The sequence below is a fragment of the uncultured Salinicola sp. genome (genome assembly GCF_937921195.1).
In the GTDB taxonomy this organism is placed as follows: domain Bacteria; phylum Pseudomonadota; class Gammaproteobacteria; order Pseudomonadales; family Halomonadaceae; genus Salinicola.
The window spans coordinates 14,435-33,545 of sequence record NZ_CALFQK010000027.1 but is presented as its reverse complement, the minus strand read 5'-3'; the positions used below and the strand labels follow the sequence as shown (position 1 = coordinate 33,545).

The 19,111-nt window shown below is 65.6% G+C and carries 18 protein-coding genes; 13 read left to right on the top strand and 5 right to left on the bottom strand.

All coding sequences use genetic code 11. The features are described 5' to 3' along the window. The first annotated feature begins 199 nt into the window (after positions 1 to 199). The 6 genes from Q0602_RS02250 to Q0602_RS02225 are packed head-to-tail and all read left to right on the top strand — an operon-like array spanning position 200 to position 7,969. On the top strand, positions 200 to 1,129 hold the full coding sequence (locus Q0602_RS02250; protein ID WP_298838278.1) for a tripartite tricarboxylate transporter substrate binding protein: 930 nt from the start codon (positions 200 to 202) through the stop codon (positions 1,127 to 1,129). A 49-nt stretch (positions 1,130 to 1,178) separates the two neighbouring features. Beyond that, positions 1,179 to 1,631, top strand: a complete 453-nt coding sequence (locus tag Q0602_RS02245) for a tripartite tricarboxylate transporter TctB family protein (protein WP_298838275.1) — start codon at positions 1,179 to 1,181, stop codon at positions 1,629 to 1,631. A 16-nt stretch (positions 1,632 to 1,647) separates the two neighbouring features. Beyond that, the gene (locus Q0602_RS02240) at positions 1,648 to 3,195 is read left to right on the top strand and encodes a tripartite tricarboxylate transporter permease (protein WP_298838272.1); all 1,548 of its coding nucleotides are present in this window, start codon (positions 1,648 to 1,650) and stop codon (positions 3,193 to 3,195) included. Further along, a complete protein-coding gene (locus tag Q0602_RS02235; protein ID WP_298838267.1) occupies positions 3,192 to 4,955 on the top strand; it encodes a solute:sodium symporter family transporter in 1,764 nt (587 codons plus the stop codon). Before Q0602_RS02240 ends, Q0602_RS02235 begins: the two co-directional genes overlap by 4 nt. A 38-nt stretch (positions 4,956 to 4,993) precedes the next feature. Next, positions 4,994 to 6,142, top strand: a complete 1,149-nt coding sequence (locus Q0602_RS02230) for a mandelate racemase/muconate lactonizing enzyme family protein (RefSeq protein WP_298838264.1) — start codon at positions 4,994 to 4,996, stop codon at positions 6,140 to 6,142. Positions 6,143 to 6,163: 21 nt separating this feature from the next. Next, positions 6,164 to 7,969 (top strand): alkaline phosphatase family protein, encoded by a 1,806-nt coding sequence (locus tag Q0602_RS02225; RefSeq protein WP_298838259.1) that lies wholly within the window; start codon positions 6,164 to 6,166, stop codon positions 7,967 to 7,969. Here Q0602_RS02225 and Q0602_RS02220 read toward each other — a convergent pair. After that, on the bottom strand, positions 7,966 to 8,700 hold the full coding sequence (locus tag Q0602_RS02220; RefSeq protein WP_298838256.1) for a GntR family transcriptional regulator: 735 nt from the start codon (positions 8,698 to 8,700) through the stop codon (positions 7,966 to 7,968). The genes Q0602_RS02225 and Q0602_RS02220 overlap by 4 nt on opposite strands. Positions 8,701 to 8,857: 157 nt before the next feature. On the opposite strand from Q0602_RS02220, the gene Q0602_RS02215 reads away from it, so the two are divergent. The 7 genes from Q0602_RS02215 (at position 8,858) to Q0602_RS02185 (ending at position 15,538) form a co-directional block, all read left to right on the top strand. Further along, positions 8,858 to 9,142: a UxaA family hydrolase gene (locus Q0602_RS02215; protein WP_149434988.1), complete on the top strand. Its 285-nt coding sequence runs from the start codon at positions 8,858 to 8,860 to the stop codon at positions 9,140 to 9,142. A gap of 2 nt (positions 9,143 to 9,144) precedes the next feature. Then, on the top strand, positions 9,145 to 10,314 hold the full coding sequence (locus Q0602_RS02210; protein WP_149434987.1) for a UxaA family hydrolase: 1,170 nt from the start codon (positions 9,145 to 9,147) through the stop codon (positions 10,312 to 10,314). 110 nt (positions 10,315 to 10,424) lie between these two features. Continuing rightward, positions 10,425 to 11,402: a tripartite tricarboxylate transporter substrate binding protein gene (locus tag Q0602_RS02205; protein ID WP_298838249.1), complete on the top strand. Its 978-nt coding sequence runs from the start codon at positions 10,425 to 10,427 to the stop codon at positions 11,400 to 11,402. A 27-nt stretch (positions 11,403 to 11,429) separates the two neighbouring features. Next, positions 11,430 to 12,950, top strand: coding sequence for a tripartite tricarboxylate transporter permease (locus tag Q0602_RS02200; protein ID WP_298838246.1), 1,521 nt, complete (start codon positions 11,430 to 11,432; stop codon positions 12,948 to 12,950). Beyond that, positions 12,934 to 13,410, top strand: a complete 477-nt coding sequence (locus Q0602_RS02195; protein WP_298838241.1) for a tripartite tricarboxylate transporter TctB family protein — start codon at positions 12,934 to 12,936, stop codon at positions 13,408 to 13,410. Before Q0602_RS02200 ends, Q0602_RS02195 begins: the two co-directional genes overlap by 17 nt. 188 nt (positions 13,411 to 13,598) lie before the next feature. Then, entirely contained in the window at positions 13,599 to 14,534 is a 936-nt protein-coding gene (locus tag Q0602_RS02190; RefSeq protein ID WP_298838238.1) for a hydroxyacid dehydrogenase, read from the top strand. Next, the gene (locus Q0602_RS02185; protein WP_298838235.1) at positions 14,531 to 15,538 is read left to right on the top strand and encodes an Ldh family oxidoreductase; all 1,008 of its coding nucleotides are present in this window, start codon (positions 14,531 to 14,533) and stop codon (positions 15,536 to 15,538) included. The genes Q0602_RS02190 and Q0602_RS02185 overlap by 4 nt, the downstream gene beginning before the upstream one ends. 60 nt (positions 15,539 to 15,598) lie before the next feature. On the opposite strand, the gene Q0602_RS02180 is transcribed toward Q0602_RS02185, so the two are convergent. From Q0602_RS02180 to Q0602_RS02165, 4 genes are read right to left on the bottom strand one after another with little or no spacing between them, the layout of a single operon-like run. After that, positions 15,599 to 16,414, bottom strand: coding sequence for a phosphodiesterase (locus tag Q0602_RS02180; RefSeq protein WP_298838232.1), 816 nt, complete (start codon positions 16,412 to 16,414; stop codon positions 15,599 to 15,601). Between the two features lie 23 nt (positions 16,415 to 16,437). Further along, a complete protein-coding gene (locus Q0602_RS02175) occupies positions 16,438 to 17,421 on the bottom strand; it encodes an ABC transporter ATP-binding protein (RefSeq protein WP_298838229.1) in 984 nt (327 codons plus the stop codon). Positions 17,422 to 17,451: 30 nt separating this feature from the next. Then, a complete protein-coding gene (locus Q0602_RS02170) occupies positions 17,452 to 18,267 on the bottom strand; it encodes an ABC transporter permease (RefSeq protein WP_298838226.1) in 816 nt (271 codons plus the stop codon). A 21-nt stretch (positions 18,268 to 18,288) separates the two neighbouring features. Further along, positions 18,289 to 19,110 (bottom strand): ABC transporter permease, encoded by an 822-nt coding sequence (locus Q0602_RS02165; protein WP_298838223.1) that lies wholly within the window; start codon positions 19,108 to 19,110, stop codon positions 18,289 to 18,291. Between the last annotated feature and the right edge of the window lies 1 nt (position 19,111).

Below are 19,111 nucleotides of genomic sequence, written 5' to 3'. Positions count from 1 at the left end.
GCACCGCGCTCGGACCGCGACCTGGATCGGGGTCTACGACGAATGGACGATAACGACGCGTTGTTCGTGTCTATTCGTAGCGCTACGATTTTAGGCCATGTCGAGGAAGAATTCTCCTGAACGGGCTCGAAAGAGGCCAAATATCTGACGGCAGCGCTGGTTTTGCTTTTTTTCGCAGCGCTACGAAATGGAGCCAACCATGAAGTCACTGCGCTATTCCCTGGCCACCCTGGCCCTGATCGGCACCACCCACGCGGCCGTGGCTGCCGACAACCTGGAGATCATCGTGCCGTTCGCGGCAGGTGGTGCGACCGACATCGTCGCCCGCAGTTTCGAGCCGACCTTTTCGCAACAGCTCGGCGTCACGTCGGTGGTGCGCAATGTCGCCGGTGCCAGTGCCACGGTGGGCACGGCGGAAGTCGCCAATAGCGAGGGCAATCCCAACATCATCGGCTACGAGCCTGCCGGGGCGCTGTCGATCCAGCCCTCGCTGAAGAAGTTGCCCTACGGCCCGGACAGCTTCACCTACATCTGCCGCACCGTGTCCAATCCGATGTTCCTGATGGTCTCGAAGTCCTCCGACATCACCTCGTTCAAGCAACTGGTCGAGGAGTCCCAGGATCAGCCGTTCCTCTACGGCTCCTCCGGCCCGGGGACGCTGCCGCATCTCGCCATGGCGGCGACGGTGGTCAACAGTGATCTCAAGGCAGAGCACGTGCCCTACAGCGGTTCGGGCCCGGCGATGAACGCACTGGCCGGCAACGAGATCCAGATCATGGCGGATACCGAGACCATTCTCGAAAACTATGATCTGCGCCCGCTGGCGGTGTTTGCCGATCATCGTGTCGAGGGCTACGACGACGTGCCGACGGTGGAGGAGCTTGGCCTGCCTGCGCTGGATTTCGCGGTCTGGCAGGGCGTCGTCGCGCCCAAGGGGATCTCCGACGAGCGTGCCCAGCAGTATGCCGAGGCGTGCAAGGTGACGGTCGAATCGGACAAGTTCAAGAGCTTCGCCGACAAGGCCAAGGCGGGGATCGCCTATCTCGGGCCGGATGACTTCAAGGCGTTCGTCCAGAAGCGTTTCGAAACCAACAAGCAGGTGCTCGAGGACGCGGGCCTGGCGCCGTAATCCGTTCTTTCACTCTCTTGTTTTCTCGATCTCCCAGGAGCCGCGGTTCATGTTCGCTTCCTTGATCCACCCTCGGGTATTGACCGCGCTGGCGCTGCTGGTGGCCGGCGCAGGCCTCTCGATCACCGCCTGGCAGGGGCCCGAGAGCGCCATGCTGGTGCCGCGTATCGTGCTCACGATCTGGTGTGTGATGGCGCTGGCGATCCTGGTCGGCGAGCTGATCCGCCATGCGCCGAGGCAACCCAAGGCGTCGCCGCGGGTGGCGCGCTCGCCGCTGCCGCTGCTGATGGCGGCGGTGCTGGTCGCCGCGGTGGCCACGGCGAGCCTCGGCTTCCTGATCCCGGCGCTGCCGCTGGTGGCGTTGACGCTATGGCTGTTTCGAATCCGGCGGCCGCTGCCGTTGGTGCTGGGGACGATCTTGATCGGCGGCGGGCTGTGGTTCCTGTTCCATCACGTGCTGATGATCCGGTTGCCGGCGCTGTTGACGAGTGGTCTGGTTTGATGGAGGGGAATCTGAGATGGACGTGATTCTGGCGGCGGTCGGCGACGCCTTCACCTGGCAGGCGCTGCTCGCCATCGTGATCGGCACCTGGGCGGGCATCATCATCGGCGGGCTGCCCGGGCTGGGCTCGGTGGTGGGCTTGACGATCTTCCTGCCGTTCACCTTCGGCATGGATGTCATCACCAGCATGGCGCTGCTGATCGGCGTCTACTGCGGTTCGGTCTACGGCGGTTCGATCACGGCGATCCTGATCAACACGCCGGGTACGCCGCAGTCGGCGGCGACCACCTTCGACGGCTACCCGATGACCCAGCAGGGTCGGGTCGACGAAGCGCTGGGCTGGGCGACCTTCGCCTCGTTCTTCGGCGGCGTGCTCTCCTGCGTGCTGTTGATCTTCTGTGCGCCACAACTGGCCAAGTTCGCCGTCAACTTCGGTTCGATCGAGGTCTTCGCGCTGGTCTGCCTGGCGATGCTGTGCATCGTCGGGATCTCCCGCGGCAGCCTGCTCAAGGGCCTGGTGTGCGGGATGATGGGGTTCTTCTTCTCGACGGTCGGCAGCGACCCGATCACCGGCGCCGACCGTTTCACCTTCGGCACCTATGCGCTGAGTTCGGGGCTGGATCTGATTCCGGTGGTGGTAGGGGCGTTCGCGCTATCCGAAGTCTTCGTTCGCTTCTCGGCCCGTGACGAGGAGGCCACCACCATCCCGGAGGCGCGGCTGCGCTTCCCCAGTTTGCGCGAGATCGGTCGACGCCTGATCGAACTGGTGCGGGGCTCGTTCATCGGCAGCTTCGTCGGTGCCTTGCCGGGTACCGGCGCGGCCGCGGCGGCCTTCATCAGCTATGCCGCGGCCCAGAAGCTGTCGCCGCGGCGGGCCAACCTGGGCAAGGGCGAGCCGGATGGCATCATCGCCTCCGAGTCTTCCAACAACGCGGTGACCGGCAGCGCCTTCATTCCCACCCTGGCGCTGGGCATTCCCGGCGACGTGGTCACGGCGATGATGATGGGCGCGATGGTGATCCATGGCATCACGCCGGGGGTACGGCTGATGGCGGACCAGGCGCAGACGGTCTACGCGCTGTTCGTGGTGCTGATCATCGTCAACGTTGCCATGCTGATTCTCAGCAAGCCCTCCATCGGCCTGTTCCGCTACCTGTTCAAGCTGCCGCTGGGCTTCGTCATGGGCGGCATCGTGATGTTCAGCTTCATCGGTGCGGTGTCGGTACGCGGCAATCCGCTGGATCTGGTGGTCGCGGCGCTGACCGGGATTCTCGCCTACGTGCTACGCCGCGGCGGCTATCCGCTGGCGCCGCTGATCATCGGCATGGTGCTGGGGCCGGCGCTGGAGAGTTCGCTGCGCCGGGGGTTGTTGATCTCGCGAGGCGATTTCCTGTCGTTTTTCACCCATAGCGGTATCGCCACCACGCTGTTCGTGCTGATCGGTCTGTTCCTGGTCTGGACAGTGGCGGCGGGCATACTCGACTGGCGGGCAAAAATCGCTGATCGTCGCCAGCCAGCGGAGTCCGGGGCAAGGAGCGCCACGACACAGGAGGGGCGGCCATGACGCTGACGCTCGTCTCGTTTCTCGGCTTCACGGCGCTGGTTGCGGTCATTTCCTGGTGGAAGACGCGGCGCGACGATCTCAGTCAGATATCGGGCTATTTCCTGGCCGGGCGCAGCCTGAGCTGGATCGTGATCGCCGGCTCGCTGTTTCTGACCAACATCTCGGCGGAGCAGTTGACCGGGCTCAACGCCAACGCCTTCAGCAACGGCGCCAACGTGATGGCGTGGGAGACCGTGGCGGCGCTGACCCTGATCGTGCTCGCCTTCGTCTTCCTGCCGCGCTATCTGCGCTCCGGCATCGGCACCGTACCGCAGTTTCTCGAGCACCGGTACGGCCGGCGCATGCGAATCGTCGCCTCGTTCATCTTCATCTACGCCATCGTCATCGGCTTCCTGCCGTTCGTGCTCTACGCCGGCGCGATCACCCTCGGCCAACTGTTCGATATCGGCACGCTGTTCGGCATCGGCCAGACCGCCACCACCTGGGTGATGGTCATCGCCATCGGCGTGGTCGGGGGAATCTACGCGGTCTTCGGCGGGCTCAAGGCGGTGGCGGTCTCGGACACCATCAACGGCATCGGCCTGCTGATCGCCGGGCTGCTGGTACCGATCCTGGGGCTCTACACGCTGGGCGGCGGCGATCTGTTCGGCGGCTGGCAGGTGATGACGACCCAGGCGCCGGAGCGGCTCAATGCCGTCGGCACCTCGCCGGACGCCAACATCCCCTGGTACGGCATGATCTCCGGCGTGCTGCTGATCAACCTGTTCTACTGGTGCACCAACCAGGCGATCGTGCAGCGGGCGCTGGGCGCGCGTTCGCTGGCCGAGAGCCAGAAGGGCGTGCTGGTCGCCGGATTCCTCAAGATGGCCGGGGTGCTGATGCTGGTGCTGCCGGGCATCATCGCCTGGCATCTCTACCAGCAGGGCATGCTGGAGATCCCCACCAAGCCGGGGAGCGAGGCGCTCAACGCCGATGTCGCCTATCCGGTGCTGGTGCGCTCGATCCTGCCGCCCTGGCTGACCGGCTTCTTCTGCGCGGCGATGTTCGGGGCGATTCTCAGCTCCTTCAACAGCGGCGTGAACAGTCTCTCGACGCTGATCAGCCTGGATATCTACAAGTCGCTGATCAAGCCGAACGCCACCGACCGCGAGACCGTCCGCGTGGGGCAGCTGTTCGCCACTGCCACCATCGCGATCTGCATCGTGATCGCGCCCTATATCGCCAACGCCGACAGCCTCTACACCCTGATGCGCACCATCATGGCGGTGATCAACGTGCCGATCTTCACGGTGATTCTGTTCGGCGTGATCTCCAAGCGAGCGCCAGCGCTGGCGGGTTACGTCGGCCTCGTCTTCGGCATGGCGTTCTTCTACCTGACGCACTTCGTGCTGGGTGACGATCTCGGCTTCGTCCAGGTCCACTGGCTGCTGCTGGTGGGGATCAACTTCCTGCTGATGCTCGGCGTGATGACGCTGGTGCGCCTGCTGAAGCCGCTGCCCGAGCCGGTCGAGATCCCGGACACGCGGGAAGTCGATACCACGCCATGGCGCTACGCCCGGCACGCCAGCTGGTTGCTGGTGGCGCTGTTCGTGCTGGTCTACGCGGCGCTGTCACCGCTGGGCGTGACCTCTGCTTCCGGCTCTTTCGTCATTGTCCTGGGCGTCAGCGGGGTCACTCTGCTGCTGCTTTACGGCCTTTACCGCCTGATCGCTTCTCGCCTGCGCGGCAAGTCCGCGCAGATGGCCCGGTCCAGCACGTAAGTTCATCCCATTCTCTATCCGTTGCGGAGTCACTCTCCATGAAGATCACTGATCTCAAGACCCACGTACTGGCCGCGCCGCTGGAACAGCCGTTCTCGTTCTCCCAGGGCTGGGTGCATCAGCGCACGGCGATGCTGGTGGAGATTCACACCGAGGATGGCCTGATCGGCTGGGGCGAGTGCGTCAACCACGGGCTGCAGCCGCCGCAGGTTGCCCAGGCGATGGTCGAACACGCGCTCAAGCCGCTGGTGATCGGGCGTTCGGTGTTCGAGCGCGAGGTGCTGTGGGAGACGATGTACAACCACACCCGCCCCTACGGCCAGAAGGGCGTGGCGCTGTTCGGCATCGCGGCGATCGACATCGCGCTGTGGGATCTGGCCGGCAAGGCGCTGGGCCAGCCGATCCACCGCTTGATGGGTGGCGCGTTCCGCGACGAGATCCGCCCCTACGCCACCGGCTTCTATCGCCGCGAGGGCGGCAACTATCCCGAGGAAGTGGTCGAGGAGGCGCTGCGCCATCAGGCCAACGGCTACCGGGCGATGAAGATCAAGACCGGCTTCGGCATCGAGGCGGACATCCGCGACATGCGTGCGGTGCGCGAGGCGGTGGGCGATGAGATCGCGCTGATGATGGATGCCAACTGCGCCTACAGCGTGCCGGCGGCGCGACGCATCCTGATGGAGCTCGAAGAGACGCGGGTGCATCTGTTCGAGGAGCCGCTGAGCCCGGAGAACCGCCACGGCTATCGCGAGCTCAAGGGCGTTTCGCGTACCTGGATCGCCGCCGGCGAGAACGAGTATTCGAAGATCGGCTACCGCGACTGGATCAGCGAAGGTGCGCTGGACGTGATTCAGCCGGATATCGGCGCCGCCGGCGGCCTCACCGAGTGTCGCAAGATCGCCGCGCTGGCCCAGGCCTTTCACGTACCAATGATCCCGCACGTCTGGGGCACCGGCGTGGGGTTGGCGGCCGCCGTCCAACTGATCGCCACCTTGCCGCCGCAGCCGCTCTCGCTCACCCCCGACGAACCCATGCTCGAGTACGACCAATCGGCGCATCCGTTCCGTCAGGAGCTGATTGGCGGCGAGTTCCAGCTCAACGCCAACGGCTGTGTCGAAGTGCTCGACAAGCCGGGCCTCGGCATCGAGATCGATCGATCCATCATCGACCAGTACACCGTCCAGTAACTGGCGCCCACAGGAGATCTCATGAGTCAGAACCGTAAAATCCTGCTGCTGGGCGTCGATGGCCTGATTCCCGAGCTGGTCGAGCGCTTCTGCGCCGAGGGCGTGCTGCCGAACATCCAGCGCCTGCGCGACGAGGGTGGCTCGACGCGGCTGCTGCCCTATATCTCGACCTGGGGCGATACCAATTTCGTCACCTTTCTCACCGGCCAGGCGCCCGGCACCAGTTGGGTGGGCCAGCGCCTCCCGCCCAGCGGCACTGCACACCTGCTGGAGCTGATGCGCGACGCCGGCCAGCGGGCGGCGCTGGTCCATTTTCCCGAAAGCCTGGTGCCCGCGGGCGAGCGCGATCTCTGCTTCGCGCCGTTCTGGAGCGGCAGCGGACCGGCGCCGATGGAGCTGGCGCCGGCGTGCCTGCACAGCACCCATCTCGACCGGTGGACATCGACACCATCGACCGAAGCGCTGGGCTGGCCACCCACCGGCACGCTGGCTCACCACCAGAAGCACAATCGGTTCGCCATCGAGCGCACGAATGACGGTTTCGTCGCGTTGATTCCCGCCCATCGCGGCGAGCCGGTACCGGTAACGTTGCGCCTCGACGGGGAGCGTCTGCGTCTCGAGATCGCGAAAGCGGAAGCGAGCCTGAGGGTCGGCGAATGGAGCGACTGGCTGCCACTGGCAGACGAGCACGCCATTGAGGGCAAACCGGCGGCGGTGCGCTTCAAGCTGCTCGATCTCGACGTCGCCAGCGGCAGGATCGACCTGCTGCAGTCCCAGATCACCGCGCCGGAAGGCAGCAGTGGCAGGCCGGGCCTGGCGCGCCGGCTGATCGAGCGCCACGGCCCGTTCATCTCCAAGTGGGCGGTCTCCGCCGACCCGGACACCCGCTACTTCGAAACCAGTTTCGAAGAGGGGCGCTACCAGCTCGAGTGGCTGGTCGACAGTGCGTTGACCCTGCTCAATGACGAGGGCTTTTCGCTCTTCGCCACGGTCTTCCGGCTCAACGACGAGACCCATCACACCTGCCTCGCCCAGTGTGATCCCGAATCCAAGTTCTACACGGCCAGCGATCACGAGCGTTATCTCGACGTCATTCGGCGCTCGTACCGCATTCTCGATGCCGCCGTGGGTCGGGCGTTGGTGGGCTGCGACGAGGACACCATGCTGGTGCTCGCCTCCGACCATGGCGACGTGCCCAACTCCCACCTCTGTGATATCCACAGGCGGTTGGCCGAATTCGACCTGTGCACGATCGACGGCGAGGGCAAGCCCGACGTCGCCGCGAGCCAGGCGTTGCTCAAGGACGAGCGCGGCGGGCTGGAGATCTTCGTCAATCGCGACCTCGTGCCGGCAGCCGAGATCGAGCGGGTACAGACGCGCATCCTCAAGGCGCTGACCACCTGGTATGTCGATACCGACACCGGCGAGCGTAACGTGGTCGCGCTGGCACTCAAGAAGCAGGACGCCAGCCCGCTGGGCTACTGGGGCGAGCGCATGGGCGACGTGCTCTTCGCCTACGCCCCCGGCTTCGTCTGGGGCACCAACCAGCGCGGCGATACCGTCGACGAACTCGTCACTCCCGGCGCCAACCACGGCCCGCAGGTGCCCACGGCCAGCACCGGGTTCGCCTCCAACCACGGCGTGGCTTTCTTCCACGGCGCCGACATTCGATCAGGCGTCGAACTGCCATTCGATACCGCTCGCGGCATCCAGCGCATGGACAGCGCCGGGGCGACTTTCGCCCGACTGCTGGGACTCTCCACCGACTCGCTGGACGGCAAGGTGCTGGAGGGCATGCTCGAGCCCACGCGACGCGAGCGGGGTTAAACCTGCGCGATATAGCAGTAGTGGGTCGTGCACAGCCGTGAGGTGCGCAGTTCCAGTGGCTCTCCCTGATAGTCGCTGGCGATGCGACGAATCTGGATGAGCGGCGTTCCCTCCGCGACGCCGAGATGATCGGCGTCGTCCTTCGTGGCCAGGACGGCTGTCAGCTGCTCGTCGGCACGGGCAATGCTGACACCGTAATGCTGCTGGTAGAGCTGGTAGAGCGTATTGGGCAGGATCTCCGGCTGTTTCTCCAGGCCCGGAAACCGCTCCGCGTCGACGACGATCTCCTCCACGAGTACCGCTTCACCATCGAGCTCTCGCGTCCGGCGAATCCGGACCACCTGCGCGCCCTCGGCAAGCCCGAGAAGCTCTCTCTCCTCGGCTCTCGCCTTGCGCCGGCTGCGGCTGAACACCCGCGAAATCGGCAGCATCCGCTCGCCGTCATGGCGAACGATATTGAAGAAACGAAACAGCGTCCGGTCCGTGTCGTGGGTGGCCACGGCCGTTCCCTTGCCCTGCCTGCGGACCACGATGTTGTCGTTGACCAGCTCGTCCAGCGCCTTGCGCAGCGTTCCCACGCTGACGCTGTAGCTGCTCGCCAGTGCCGATTCGCTGGGAATGAACGTTCCCGGCGGCCACTCGCCGTCGGCGATCCTCTCCATGATCAAGTCTTTGATCTGTTTGTATAAAGGTTGAAACGTCGGAGCCTTCGGCACGCTCATGGCAGTCATCTTGTCCCTGTTGAAGGTAGCGCTTTGACGAGGTTGTGACCCCGCTCGCCGACAGTATATAGGCCCAAAGTCTCATCTGGAACATGGTTGACTGTCTTTTAAACTATGTCTTATATATGAGTTGCGGTTTTTCAGTCACTACCAGCGAGGACGGGACATGAGTGTCGATTTTGTCGTGCACGACGCCGATGACGATGTGGGCGTCGTGGTGGTGGAGGGCATCGAGGCGGGCCAGAAGGTGACCGGCTGGATCATGGATCAGGATCGGACGATGGAGTGCGAGGTGAAGAGCGCGATCCCCATCGGCCACAAGCTGGCGATCCGCGATCTGAAGGAGGGGGATGCCGTCATCAAGTACAGCGTGGACATCGGGCGAGTGGTGCAGCCGATCCGCGCGGGAGAGCACCTTCACGTTCACAACGTCAAGACGAAGAGGTGGTAAGCATGGAACTCAAGGGGCAAACCTTTCTCGGCTATCGCCGTGACAATGGTCGGGTCGGTATCCGCAACCACGTCATCATTCTGCCGGTCGATGACATCTCCAACGCCGCCGCGGAGGCCGTCGGCAACAACATCAAGGGCACGTTGGCGATGCCACACCCTTATGGCCGCCTGCAGTTCGGTGCCGATCTGGACCTTCACTTCCGGACACTCATCGGCACCGGCTGCAATCCCAACGTGGCAGCGGTGATCGTCATCGGTATCGAGCCCGGCTGGACGCAGAAGGTCGTCGATGGCATCCGGGCCACGGGCAAGCCGGTGGAGGGGTTCTGGATCGAGCAGAATGGCGACCACAACACGATCTGCGCGGCATCGCGCAAGGCGCGGGAGTTCGTGCAGTACGCCAGCGAATTGCAGCGGGAAACCTGCCCGCTGCACGAGCTGTGGGTCTCCACCAAGTGTGGCGAGTCCGACACGACCTCGGGGTGCGCGGCCAACCCCACCGTGGGCAATGCCTTCGACAAGCTGTACGGCGAGGGATGCACGCTGCTGTTCGGCGAGACCTCGGAGCTGACCGGGGGCGAGCATCTGGTCGCCGAACGCTGTGTGTCACCGGCGGTTCGCGAGAAGTTCCAGGCCACCTTCGATCGTTACAGCGACATGATCGATCGCCACAAGACCAACGATCTCTCCGAATCCCAGCCCACCAAGGGCAACATCGAGGGCGGGCTCACCACGATCGAAGAGAAGGCGCTTGGCAATATCCAGAAGATCGGCAAGCAGTGTCGCGTCGATGGCGTGCTGGACAAGGCGGAGTCGCCGACCGGCAAGGGGCTCTGGTTCATGGACTCGTCGTCGGCCGCGGCCGAAATGGTCACGCTCTGCGCTGCCGCGGGTTTCGTGGCGCACTTCTTCCCCACCGGCCAGGGCAACGTCATCGGCAACCCGATCCTTCCCGTCATCAAGATCTGCGGCAACGCGCGAACCGTGCGCACCATGAGCGAGCACATCGATGTCGATGTCACCGGCCTGCTGCGTCGTGAGATCAACCCCGATCAGGCGGGAGACCAACTGCTGGAAATGATGCTGAGAACGGCGAACGGGCGTCACACCAACGCCGAGGCGCTGGGGCATCGCGAGTTCGTCTTCACCCGGCTCTACGAAAGCGCTTGAGTCGCGCCACCCCTGGAGATCGATAGTCAGTCGGCGGCCCGCACTTCTCGCAAGCGCGAAAGCGTACGAGGCGGGCCGGATGTTTCCATATCAATACAAGAGTGAACATCATGCGCCAGCGAAACACGATCCATGCCTTTCTCAAAGCCGCGTCGGCAATGGCCGCCGCGCTCCTGTTCTCCACCACCCTGCAGGCCCAGGAGAGCCAATTTCCGGAACGGGACGTGCAGTACATCATTCCCTTCGGCCCCGGCGGGGAGTCCGACATCAGCGCCCGCCTCCAGCAGAAGTACTTCCAGCAGATCACCGGAAACCAGCTCATCATCCAGTACATGGCGGGTGGCGGCGGCGCCGTGGGCTGGTCCCAGCTCAACGAGATGGATGGCGACGGCTACACGATCATGGGCACCAACCTGCCACACATCATTCTCCAGCCGATGCAGCAGGGCGCCGGATACCAGACCGAAGATATCGAGAACTTCATCTTCTTCCACTATTCGCCGGATGCGCTGCTGGTCGCCAACGACAGCCCTTACAAGACGCTGGACGACTTCATCGCGGCGGCGAAGAAGACGCCTGGCGCCGTGACCGTATCCGGAAGTGGCACCTACTCCGCCAACGACATCGCCAATCAGCGTTTCGAGGCGCTGGCCGACATCACGACCACCTACATTCCCTTCAAGGGCACGGGGGCCTCGGTAGCGGCACTGCTCGGCGATCAGGTACAGGCGGAGTGGGGCTACACCACGACGGCGGCGAACCATAGCGACAAGATGCGCCCGCTGGCGGTCGCCACCGATGAGCGCCACCCGCTGTTTCCGGACGTCCCCACGTTCAAGGAGCTGGGATACGACATGACCGGCGGCGCCTATCGCGGCATTGCCGTTCCCCGCAGCACTCCCGAAGACGTCACGCGGAAACTCTCGGAGATCTTCTCCGACATCAACGCCAATCCGGAATTCAGAAAGTCCATGGAAGCGCTGGGCTTCGTCCTGATCGATGAAGACGTGGACCAGGTCGAGGATTTCCTTGCCGAGCAGCAACGCCAGTACCAGCGGGTGGCGGAGCGCATGGAAGCTGGCCAGTAAGGCTCACGGCTCTCGCGGAGGGAGATCATGGAAACTCTGGGTTTTATGCTGGCCGCGCTTTCGCCATTCAACCTGCTGCTCGCCGTTGCCGGCGTCGCGGCGGGTATCATCATCGGTTCGCTCCCCGGCCTTTCGGCCACCATGGCGGTAGCCGTGCTGGTGCCGGTGACCTTCGGGATGCCGACAGAATCGGCGCTGATCCTGCTCGGGGCGATCTATACCGGCGCCATCTACGGAGGCTCCTACGCTGCGATCCTGGTCAACACGCCGGGCACGCCCTCGGCCATTGCCACGACGTTCGACGGCTATCCGATGGCGCGACGTGGCGACGGCGATCTGGCGGTCACGCTGTCGACGCTGTCGTCGGTGATCGGGGGTCTGGTCGGGGGGCTGGCGCTCTTCTGCCTGGCGCCGCTGCTGGCACTGGTGGCCCTGAAGTTCGGCCCGGTCGAATATTTCTGGCTGGCGATCTTCGGCCTGACCCTGATCTCGTCGCTGTCGGAGGGCTCGACGCTCAAGGGGTTCATCGGAGCGGGAATCGGCCTGCTGCTGTCGACGGTCGGCGTCGCCGTGGTCGGGGGCGATACCCGATACACCTTCGGTTCGCAGTTTCTGCTGGGCGGGGTCGAGACGATCTCGGCACTGATCGGGCTCTACTGCATTCCGGTCCTGATCGAGCTGGTCGCGACACCGAGCGAGCACCTGAAGCCGCCCGAGGCCTCCCGCGGGGTGCGCTTTCGCGAGGGAGTGACGCTGATGTTCAGAGGCAAGTGGAACGCCTTGCGCAGCGCCATTATCGGCACGATCGTCGCCATTCTGCCCGGCGCGGGAGGCTCCATCGCGAGTCTCGTCTCCTACTCCGAGGCGCGTCGTGCGTCGCCGCGATCGGAGCAGTTCGGCAAGGGCGAGCCGGATGGCATCATCGCGACCGAAACGGCCAACAACGCCACGGTGGGCGGCGGTTTCATCCCCACCTTCGTGCTCGGGATACCGGGGACACCCCCGGATGCGGTCATCCTCGGTGCCCTGCTGGTACAGGGGTTTCGCACCGGGCCGGAGATGTTCACCACCAACGCCTCGGTGACCTACACCTTCATGGGCGGGCTGCTGGTGGCTACGGTCCTCATGCTACCCATCGGGCTGTTGATCGGGCGCTACGCCTTCAAGTCCATCGTGAGCGTGCCCAAGGCCATTCTGGTGCCGACGATCGCGTTCATGACGATCATCGGCACCTATGCCATTCGCAACAATCCGTTCGACGTGGTGGTGATGGTGGTGCTCGGTGTGGCCGGGTGGTTGCTGGCGCGGTGGGGAATCAAGCCCTCGCCGATCGTACTGGGGCTGATCCTCGGCCCGATCGCCGAGCAGGGTTTCGTGCAGGGCTACCTGATGGGCAACGCCACCGGCTCCGTGGCCGGCGTGTTCTTCGGCCGCCCGCTCTCCCTCGGCATCATCGCGCTGACCGTTCTGTTCGCGCTTTATCCGCTCTGGAGCGCGCGACGAAAACGCACACAGGGGGAGGTGGTGGCTCATGAACAGTCGACCTGACTTGCACTCATCGGGATCCGCCGGCGTATCGATCGCCCTGGGTCTGGCTACCGTGGTGCTGGCCGCCGGGGCGCTCTGGTTCGCGCGCGACATGTCGATGCTGGCGGCCATTTTCCCACGCACGATCGGCGTTCTATTGCTGATCTTCGGGTGCTGTCTCGTGGTACAGGCGCTGCGGGGGCGGGAGCGGGTATCGCCTCAGGCACCCGGCCACTGGGGGCGGCAACTGGCGCTGGTGGTGATCGTGCTGGCATGGAGCCTGACGCTCAAGTGGCTCGGCTTCCTGGCCTCGAGCGTACTGGCCTGCGTGCTGCTTATGGGAATCGCCCACTTTCACGCCTGGTCGGCGCGACGCGTGGTGGTCTATCTCGTGACCCTGCTGTTGATCATCGCCGGCTTCTACGGACTGTTTGCGGGATTGCTGAACGTGCCGTTGCCGCGGGGCCGATTCTGGAGCTGACTCCGGCTTTGTACGAAAACTGCCTGTGCTCGGCCATACGGCGTTAAAAATCAGCTCAAAATACTCATTTACATCCGTAAACTCCGTACTTTCGCTGATTTTTGCCTTGTCTGGTCATCGCTCGACGACTTTTCGTACATAGCCTTGGCAGCCCTACGACGATTTTTACCGACAGATGGAGTATCTAAATGGTTGACGTAGTGATCAGCGAGTTCATGGATGCCGCCGCCGTCGAGACGCTGACGCGGCGTCATTCGGTCCACTTCGATGCCGCGCTGGTCGAGGACCGGGAGCGGTTGCTGTCGATGGGGGAGGGCGTGCGTGCGCTCATCGTGCGCAATCGAACCCGTATTGACGAGGCGTTGCTTTCCCGTTTTCCCGACCTCGAGGCCGTGGGCCGACTCGGCGTCGGTTTGGACAATATCGACGTGGCGCGTTGCCAGGAGCGCGGCATCGCCGTGCTTCCCGCCACCGGCGGCAATGCTTCGGCGGTGGCGGAGTATGTCATCACGGGCATGCTGATGCTGCGCCGCGGCGCCTATCACTCGACGGCCGCGGTGCTCGATGGCGACTGGCCGCGGCAGGCGCTGGTCGGCCACGAGAGCCAGGGATGCGTGCTCGGGCTGGTTGGCTTCGGCGGTATCGCGAGAGAAGTGGCAAGGCGCGCCCAGGCGCTGGGCATGAGCGTGATCGCGTTCGATCCCTTCGCCGATCCGAAGGATCCGGCCTGGCAGATGGCGGAGCGTGTCGAGACGATCGAGTCCCTGCTGACCCGCAGCGACGGCGTGAGCCTCCATGTGCCGCTGACCGAGCAGACGCGCCATCTCATCGACGCCGATGCGATCGCCTCCATGCGCGAGGGCAGCGTGCTGATCAACACCGCCCGAGGCGGGATCGTCGACGAGGCGGCGCTCACCGAGGCCTTGTGCGAAGGGCGTATCGGTGGCGCCATGCTCGATGTGTTCGAACGCGAACCCCTGCCCGCCGACAGCGTCCTGACGCGCGCCCGGGCCTGCAATCTGGTCCTGACGCCCCATGTCGCCGGCGTCACCCATGAGTCGAACGTCACTATCAGCGCCATGACCGCACGCAACGTGAGCCGGGTGCTGGAGGACAACGCATGAGCCGCCGGCGACTATCGATTGCCCAGGCCCGCGAACTGGCCATGCAAGCCCTGCTGGGAGCGGGCGTGGGGGCTCGGGAGGCCGGAGTCACCAGCCGGGCGCTGGTCGCCGCCGAATGCGACGGTCTCTCCTCCCATGGCCTGGCTCGACTGCCGTTCTATCTCGATCAGATCCTGAGCGGCAAGGTCACCGGCGGCGCCGTCCCCGAAGTCCAGGTCAGCGGCAGCGTGGTTCACGTCGATGCCGGGCATGGGCTGGCGTTTCCGGCCATCGCGGCGGGGGTCGACCGCGTCGTGCCGGTGGCGAAGGTGCTGGGGGTCGCCGCTATCGCGATCCGGCGCTCTCATCACTTCGGGGTGGCCGGTCATCCGGTGGAGTCGCTGGCCCGGTCCGGCCTGCTGGCGATGGCGTTCAGCAACGCGCCCTCCGCCATGGCGCCCTGGGGAGGAAAGGTGCCGCTGTTCGGCACCAACCCGATCGCCTTCGCGTCCCCGCGAGCCTCGGCCGAACCGCTGGTGATCGATCTGTCGCTGTCCAAGGTGGCGCGGGGCAAGGTGATGTTGGCCAAGAAGGCCGGCGACACGATACCTGCCGGCTGGGCCATCGATAGCGAAGGGCGCGACACCACCGATCCCGATGCGGCCCTCGCCGGCAGCATGGTGCCCATGGGCGATGCCAAGGGCGCTTCGCTGGCGCTGATGATCGAGCTGCTCACGGCCGGGCTCACGGGTGGCCACTTCGGCTTCGAGGCGACGTCGTTCTTCGACGCGGAGGGAGAGCCGCCCAATGTGGCGCATCTGCTGCTGGCGATCGACCCCGCTCGCTTCGGCGCCGGCTATCTGCCCCGGGCGGAGCGGCTGTTCTCGGCGATGCTCTCGCAAGAGGGCGTGCGGCTCCCGGGGCAGCGACGCTACGACTTGAGACGCCAGGGCGAGCTGGAGGGCATCCTGCTGCCGGAAACGCTGGTCGACTCGCTGCAGCGCTACGCCACGGCCCCGCCCTGATCAGGGCCTGGGCGGCGGCGGGGCTCTCCTCGAGGTGAGAACGTCTGCGCCACGTGTGCCTCACTCGTCGATCAGGCCGCCTTCCTCGTGAAACGGATAGGGCCCGGCATGATCGCCGATCACGCCGTGGTGGGTGATCAGTTCATTGGCGTGCCAGAGATGGAGCTGGTACCCCGGCGGTTCCATGACGAAGGCGGAGGGGCCGTCCTCGCGCAGGTCGAGGGCGACCTGGTGGGCGGTGCTGGGGCAGCAACTGGCGATGGTGCCGGCGAAGCGCTGGAAGATCGTGCGATGCACGTGGCCGCAGAGAATGCGCTCCACGTTGGGGTAGTCGCGCACGATCGCGGCCATCCCGCTGGCGCCGGCCAGGCCGATGGCGTCCATGTGCGCGATGCCGGTGGCGAATGGCGGGTGGTGCATGAAGATCAGGGTTGGGCGTTCGGGCTGCTCGGCCAGCCGCGTGGCGAGCCAGTCGAGTCGCTCGGCGCAGAGTTCGCCGCGGCTCTCGCCCGGCACCAGGGTATCCAGCGCCAGCATCCTCAGCGGGAAGCGTTCGATGGCGTACTGGATGAACGGGCCGTCGCCGAGATAGTCGTGGGCGGGAAAGGCGTCGCGCAGCGCCTGGCGATCGTCGTGGTTGCCGGGGATCAGATACCAGGGGATCTCCAGCGGCGCGAGGAGTTCGGCCAGCGTGGCGTACTCTTCCGGCCGGCCGAAATCGGTGGCATCGCCGGTGATCAGGACCACGTCGGGCCGGGGAGCGAGCGCGTTGAGTGCCGCCACCGCCGGGGGGAGATAGCGGTCGGTTTCGACCACGCGGTAGGCCTTCTGGCCGGGCCGGCGAATATGCAGGTCGGTGAGTTGTGCGATCAGCATGCAGGGTTCCTGGTTGTCCGGGTTCAGGCCACGCGGGCCTGCTCGATGATGACGGAGACGGCATCGTCCGGCTGCCAGACGGCGTCGGGGGCGGCCAGGGCGGTGAAGCGCTGACCGTCGGCCAGCGCCAGTTCGAAGCGGATATGACTGCCGAGGAAGAAGCGCGCCTGGATTCGGGCGGGCAGCCCCTGGCCCGGGGCCGCGAGCTCGACCTCGTGCGGTCGGAAGGTCAGCGATTCGACGCCGTGGCGGGATGTCACCTCGCCGCCCTCCAGCCGACACAGGGTGCCGAGAAAGTCGGCCACGAACGGGGAGGCGGGGGCGCGGTAGAGCGTCTCCGGCGCGCCGAGCTGCTCCAGTCGCCCGGCGGACATCACCGCCACCCGGTCGCCCAGCATCATCGCCTCCTCCTGATCGTGGGTGACGATGACGCAGGTGATGCCGAGGGTCTTGAGCAGCTTGGCGAGATCCACCCGCAGCTGCTGGCGCAGGCGGGCATCGAGCGCGGTCAACGGTTCGTCGAGCAGCAGCACGCGGGGCTCGATGGCGATCGCCCGAGCCAGTGCCACGCGCTGACGCTGCCCCCCGGAGAGCTGATCGATGCGCCGCTCCGCCAGCGCTTCCAGCTCGACCAGTTCGAGCATCTCCGCCACGCGTCGGCGCCGGCTGGCGGCGTCCACGCCACGAATCTTCAGACCGTAGCCGACGTTCTGCGCCACATTCATGTTGGGGAACAGCGCGTAGCCCTGGAACACCACGCCGACGCCTCGCGCTTCCGGCGCCACCTGGGTGACGTCGTCGTCGCCGAAGTGAATCCGGCCACCCACGTCGGCGCGCTCCAGTCCGCAGATCATGCGCAGCAGGGTGGTCTTGCCGCACCCCGAGGGGCCCAGCAGCGCCAGCGTCTCGCCGGCGTGGATCGACAGGTCCAGCGGCGCCAGGGCGCGGGTGCCGTCGGGCCAGGTCTTGGCGCAGTTGTCGAGCCTGATGGTCAACGGTTGTGTCATGTCGATGAGTCGCTCATGTGCGTGATGGGGTCATGTCGATGCGCCAAGGCCGAGGCTGCCGTGGCGCGTCGAGCGGGCAGCGATCCACTGCAGCCCGACCATCAGCGGCAGCAGCATCAGCAGGAAGACGAGGGTGTAGGCGGAGGCCACCTCGAGACGCATCGAGGCGTAGCTGTCGGCCAGCCCCACCGGCAGCGTCTTGGTCAGCGGCGTATGCAGTAGCCAGGTCAGGTTGAACTCGCCGATGGAGAGCGTCACCACGGTCAGCGCGCCGGTGACGATGCCGCTTCTGGCGGCGGGCACGATGATGTCGAAGAAGCGCCGACGGCGACTGGCGCCGAGGGTCGCGGCAGCTTCGTCCAGCACCACCAGGTCGGCCCCCTGCATGCCGGCGCGCACGGCGCGCACCATGAACGGCAGCGTGAACAGCACATGGCCGATGACGATGAATAGAACGCTACTGCGCAGCCAGCCGACGCTACCCCAGGAGACGATCAGCGCCAGGGCGGTGGCGAGCCCCGGCACGGCGACGGGTAGCGTCAGCAGCTCCTCCAGCAGGCGGGAAAGCCGACCGGGGAACAGCGTCAGCACCCAGGCGGCGGGCACGCCAATGGTGGTGGTGATCGCGAGCGTGGCCAGTGCCACGCCGTAGGAGCGCCAGATCGTGTCGGCGTAGAGATCCCAGACCTGGGCGATCCAGTCCAGGGTCAGTCCGCTGGAAAGGCCGACGAAATAGTTCCTGGTCACGCCGGCGGTGATCGACAGCAGCACCGGGCCGATCAGGAAGGCGGCGACGGCGAGCGTGGCGGCCAGGCCGAGCCGGGTGTCGCAGCGGGAATGCCTCATGCGGGAACTCCTGCGGTCATCTCAATTTCCCCTTGCCGTGCGGGCGGCCAGGCTGTTGGCGAGGTAGAGCACCGCCCAGGTGGCCAGTCCCAGCACCACCGAGAGCGCTGCGGCGACCGGTAGGTTGGCGTAGTTGGTGAACTCGTCGTAGATGGTGATCGGCAGCACGTCGATCCTGGTGCCGAGGGTGAACACGGTGCCGAAGGCGCCCATGGCGGTGGCGAAGCACATCGCCCCGGCCGCGGTCAGCGCGCCGGTCAGTGCCGGCAGCTCGATATCGACGAACCGTCGCCAGGGGCTAGCACCCAGCGTCTGCGCCGCTTCCAGCCAGTGTTTGTCGATCCCCTCCACTGCCGCCATCAGCACGCCGATGGTGCGCGGCAGCAGAAAGTAGAGATAGCCGATGAAAAGCCCTGCCATGCCGTAGGCCAGTACCACCGGTTCACCGGACAGCGCCTTCGAGAGCGTGTTGAGCACGCCCTGGCGGCCGGTGGCGAGAATCACCAGGAAACCCACCACCACGCCGGGAAAGGCGAGCGGGAAGAGCAGCAGTGACATCAGCACCCGCCGCCCGGGAAAGTCGGGGTGGCGGGCCAGGAAACGACTGACGGGCAGGGCGATGACGAGGGTGGCCAGCGTTGCCCCCAGCGACAGCGCCACGGTGTTGATCAGACTCTGCCAGTAGCGGGGCTGGGTCACCACCAGCCAGTAGGCGGAAGCGTCCATGCCCTGTGACGTGGCGGCGCCGATCCCGGCCAGCTTGACCATCGGCAGCAGCCAGAAGGCGAGGAACAGCACCACGGCGGGGGCGGCGATCACCAACCAGGCTCGACGTCGGCCCATG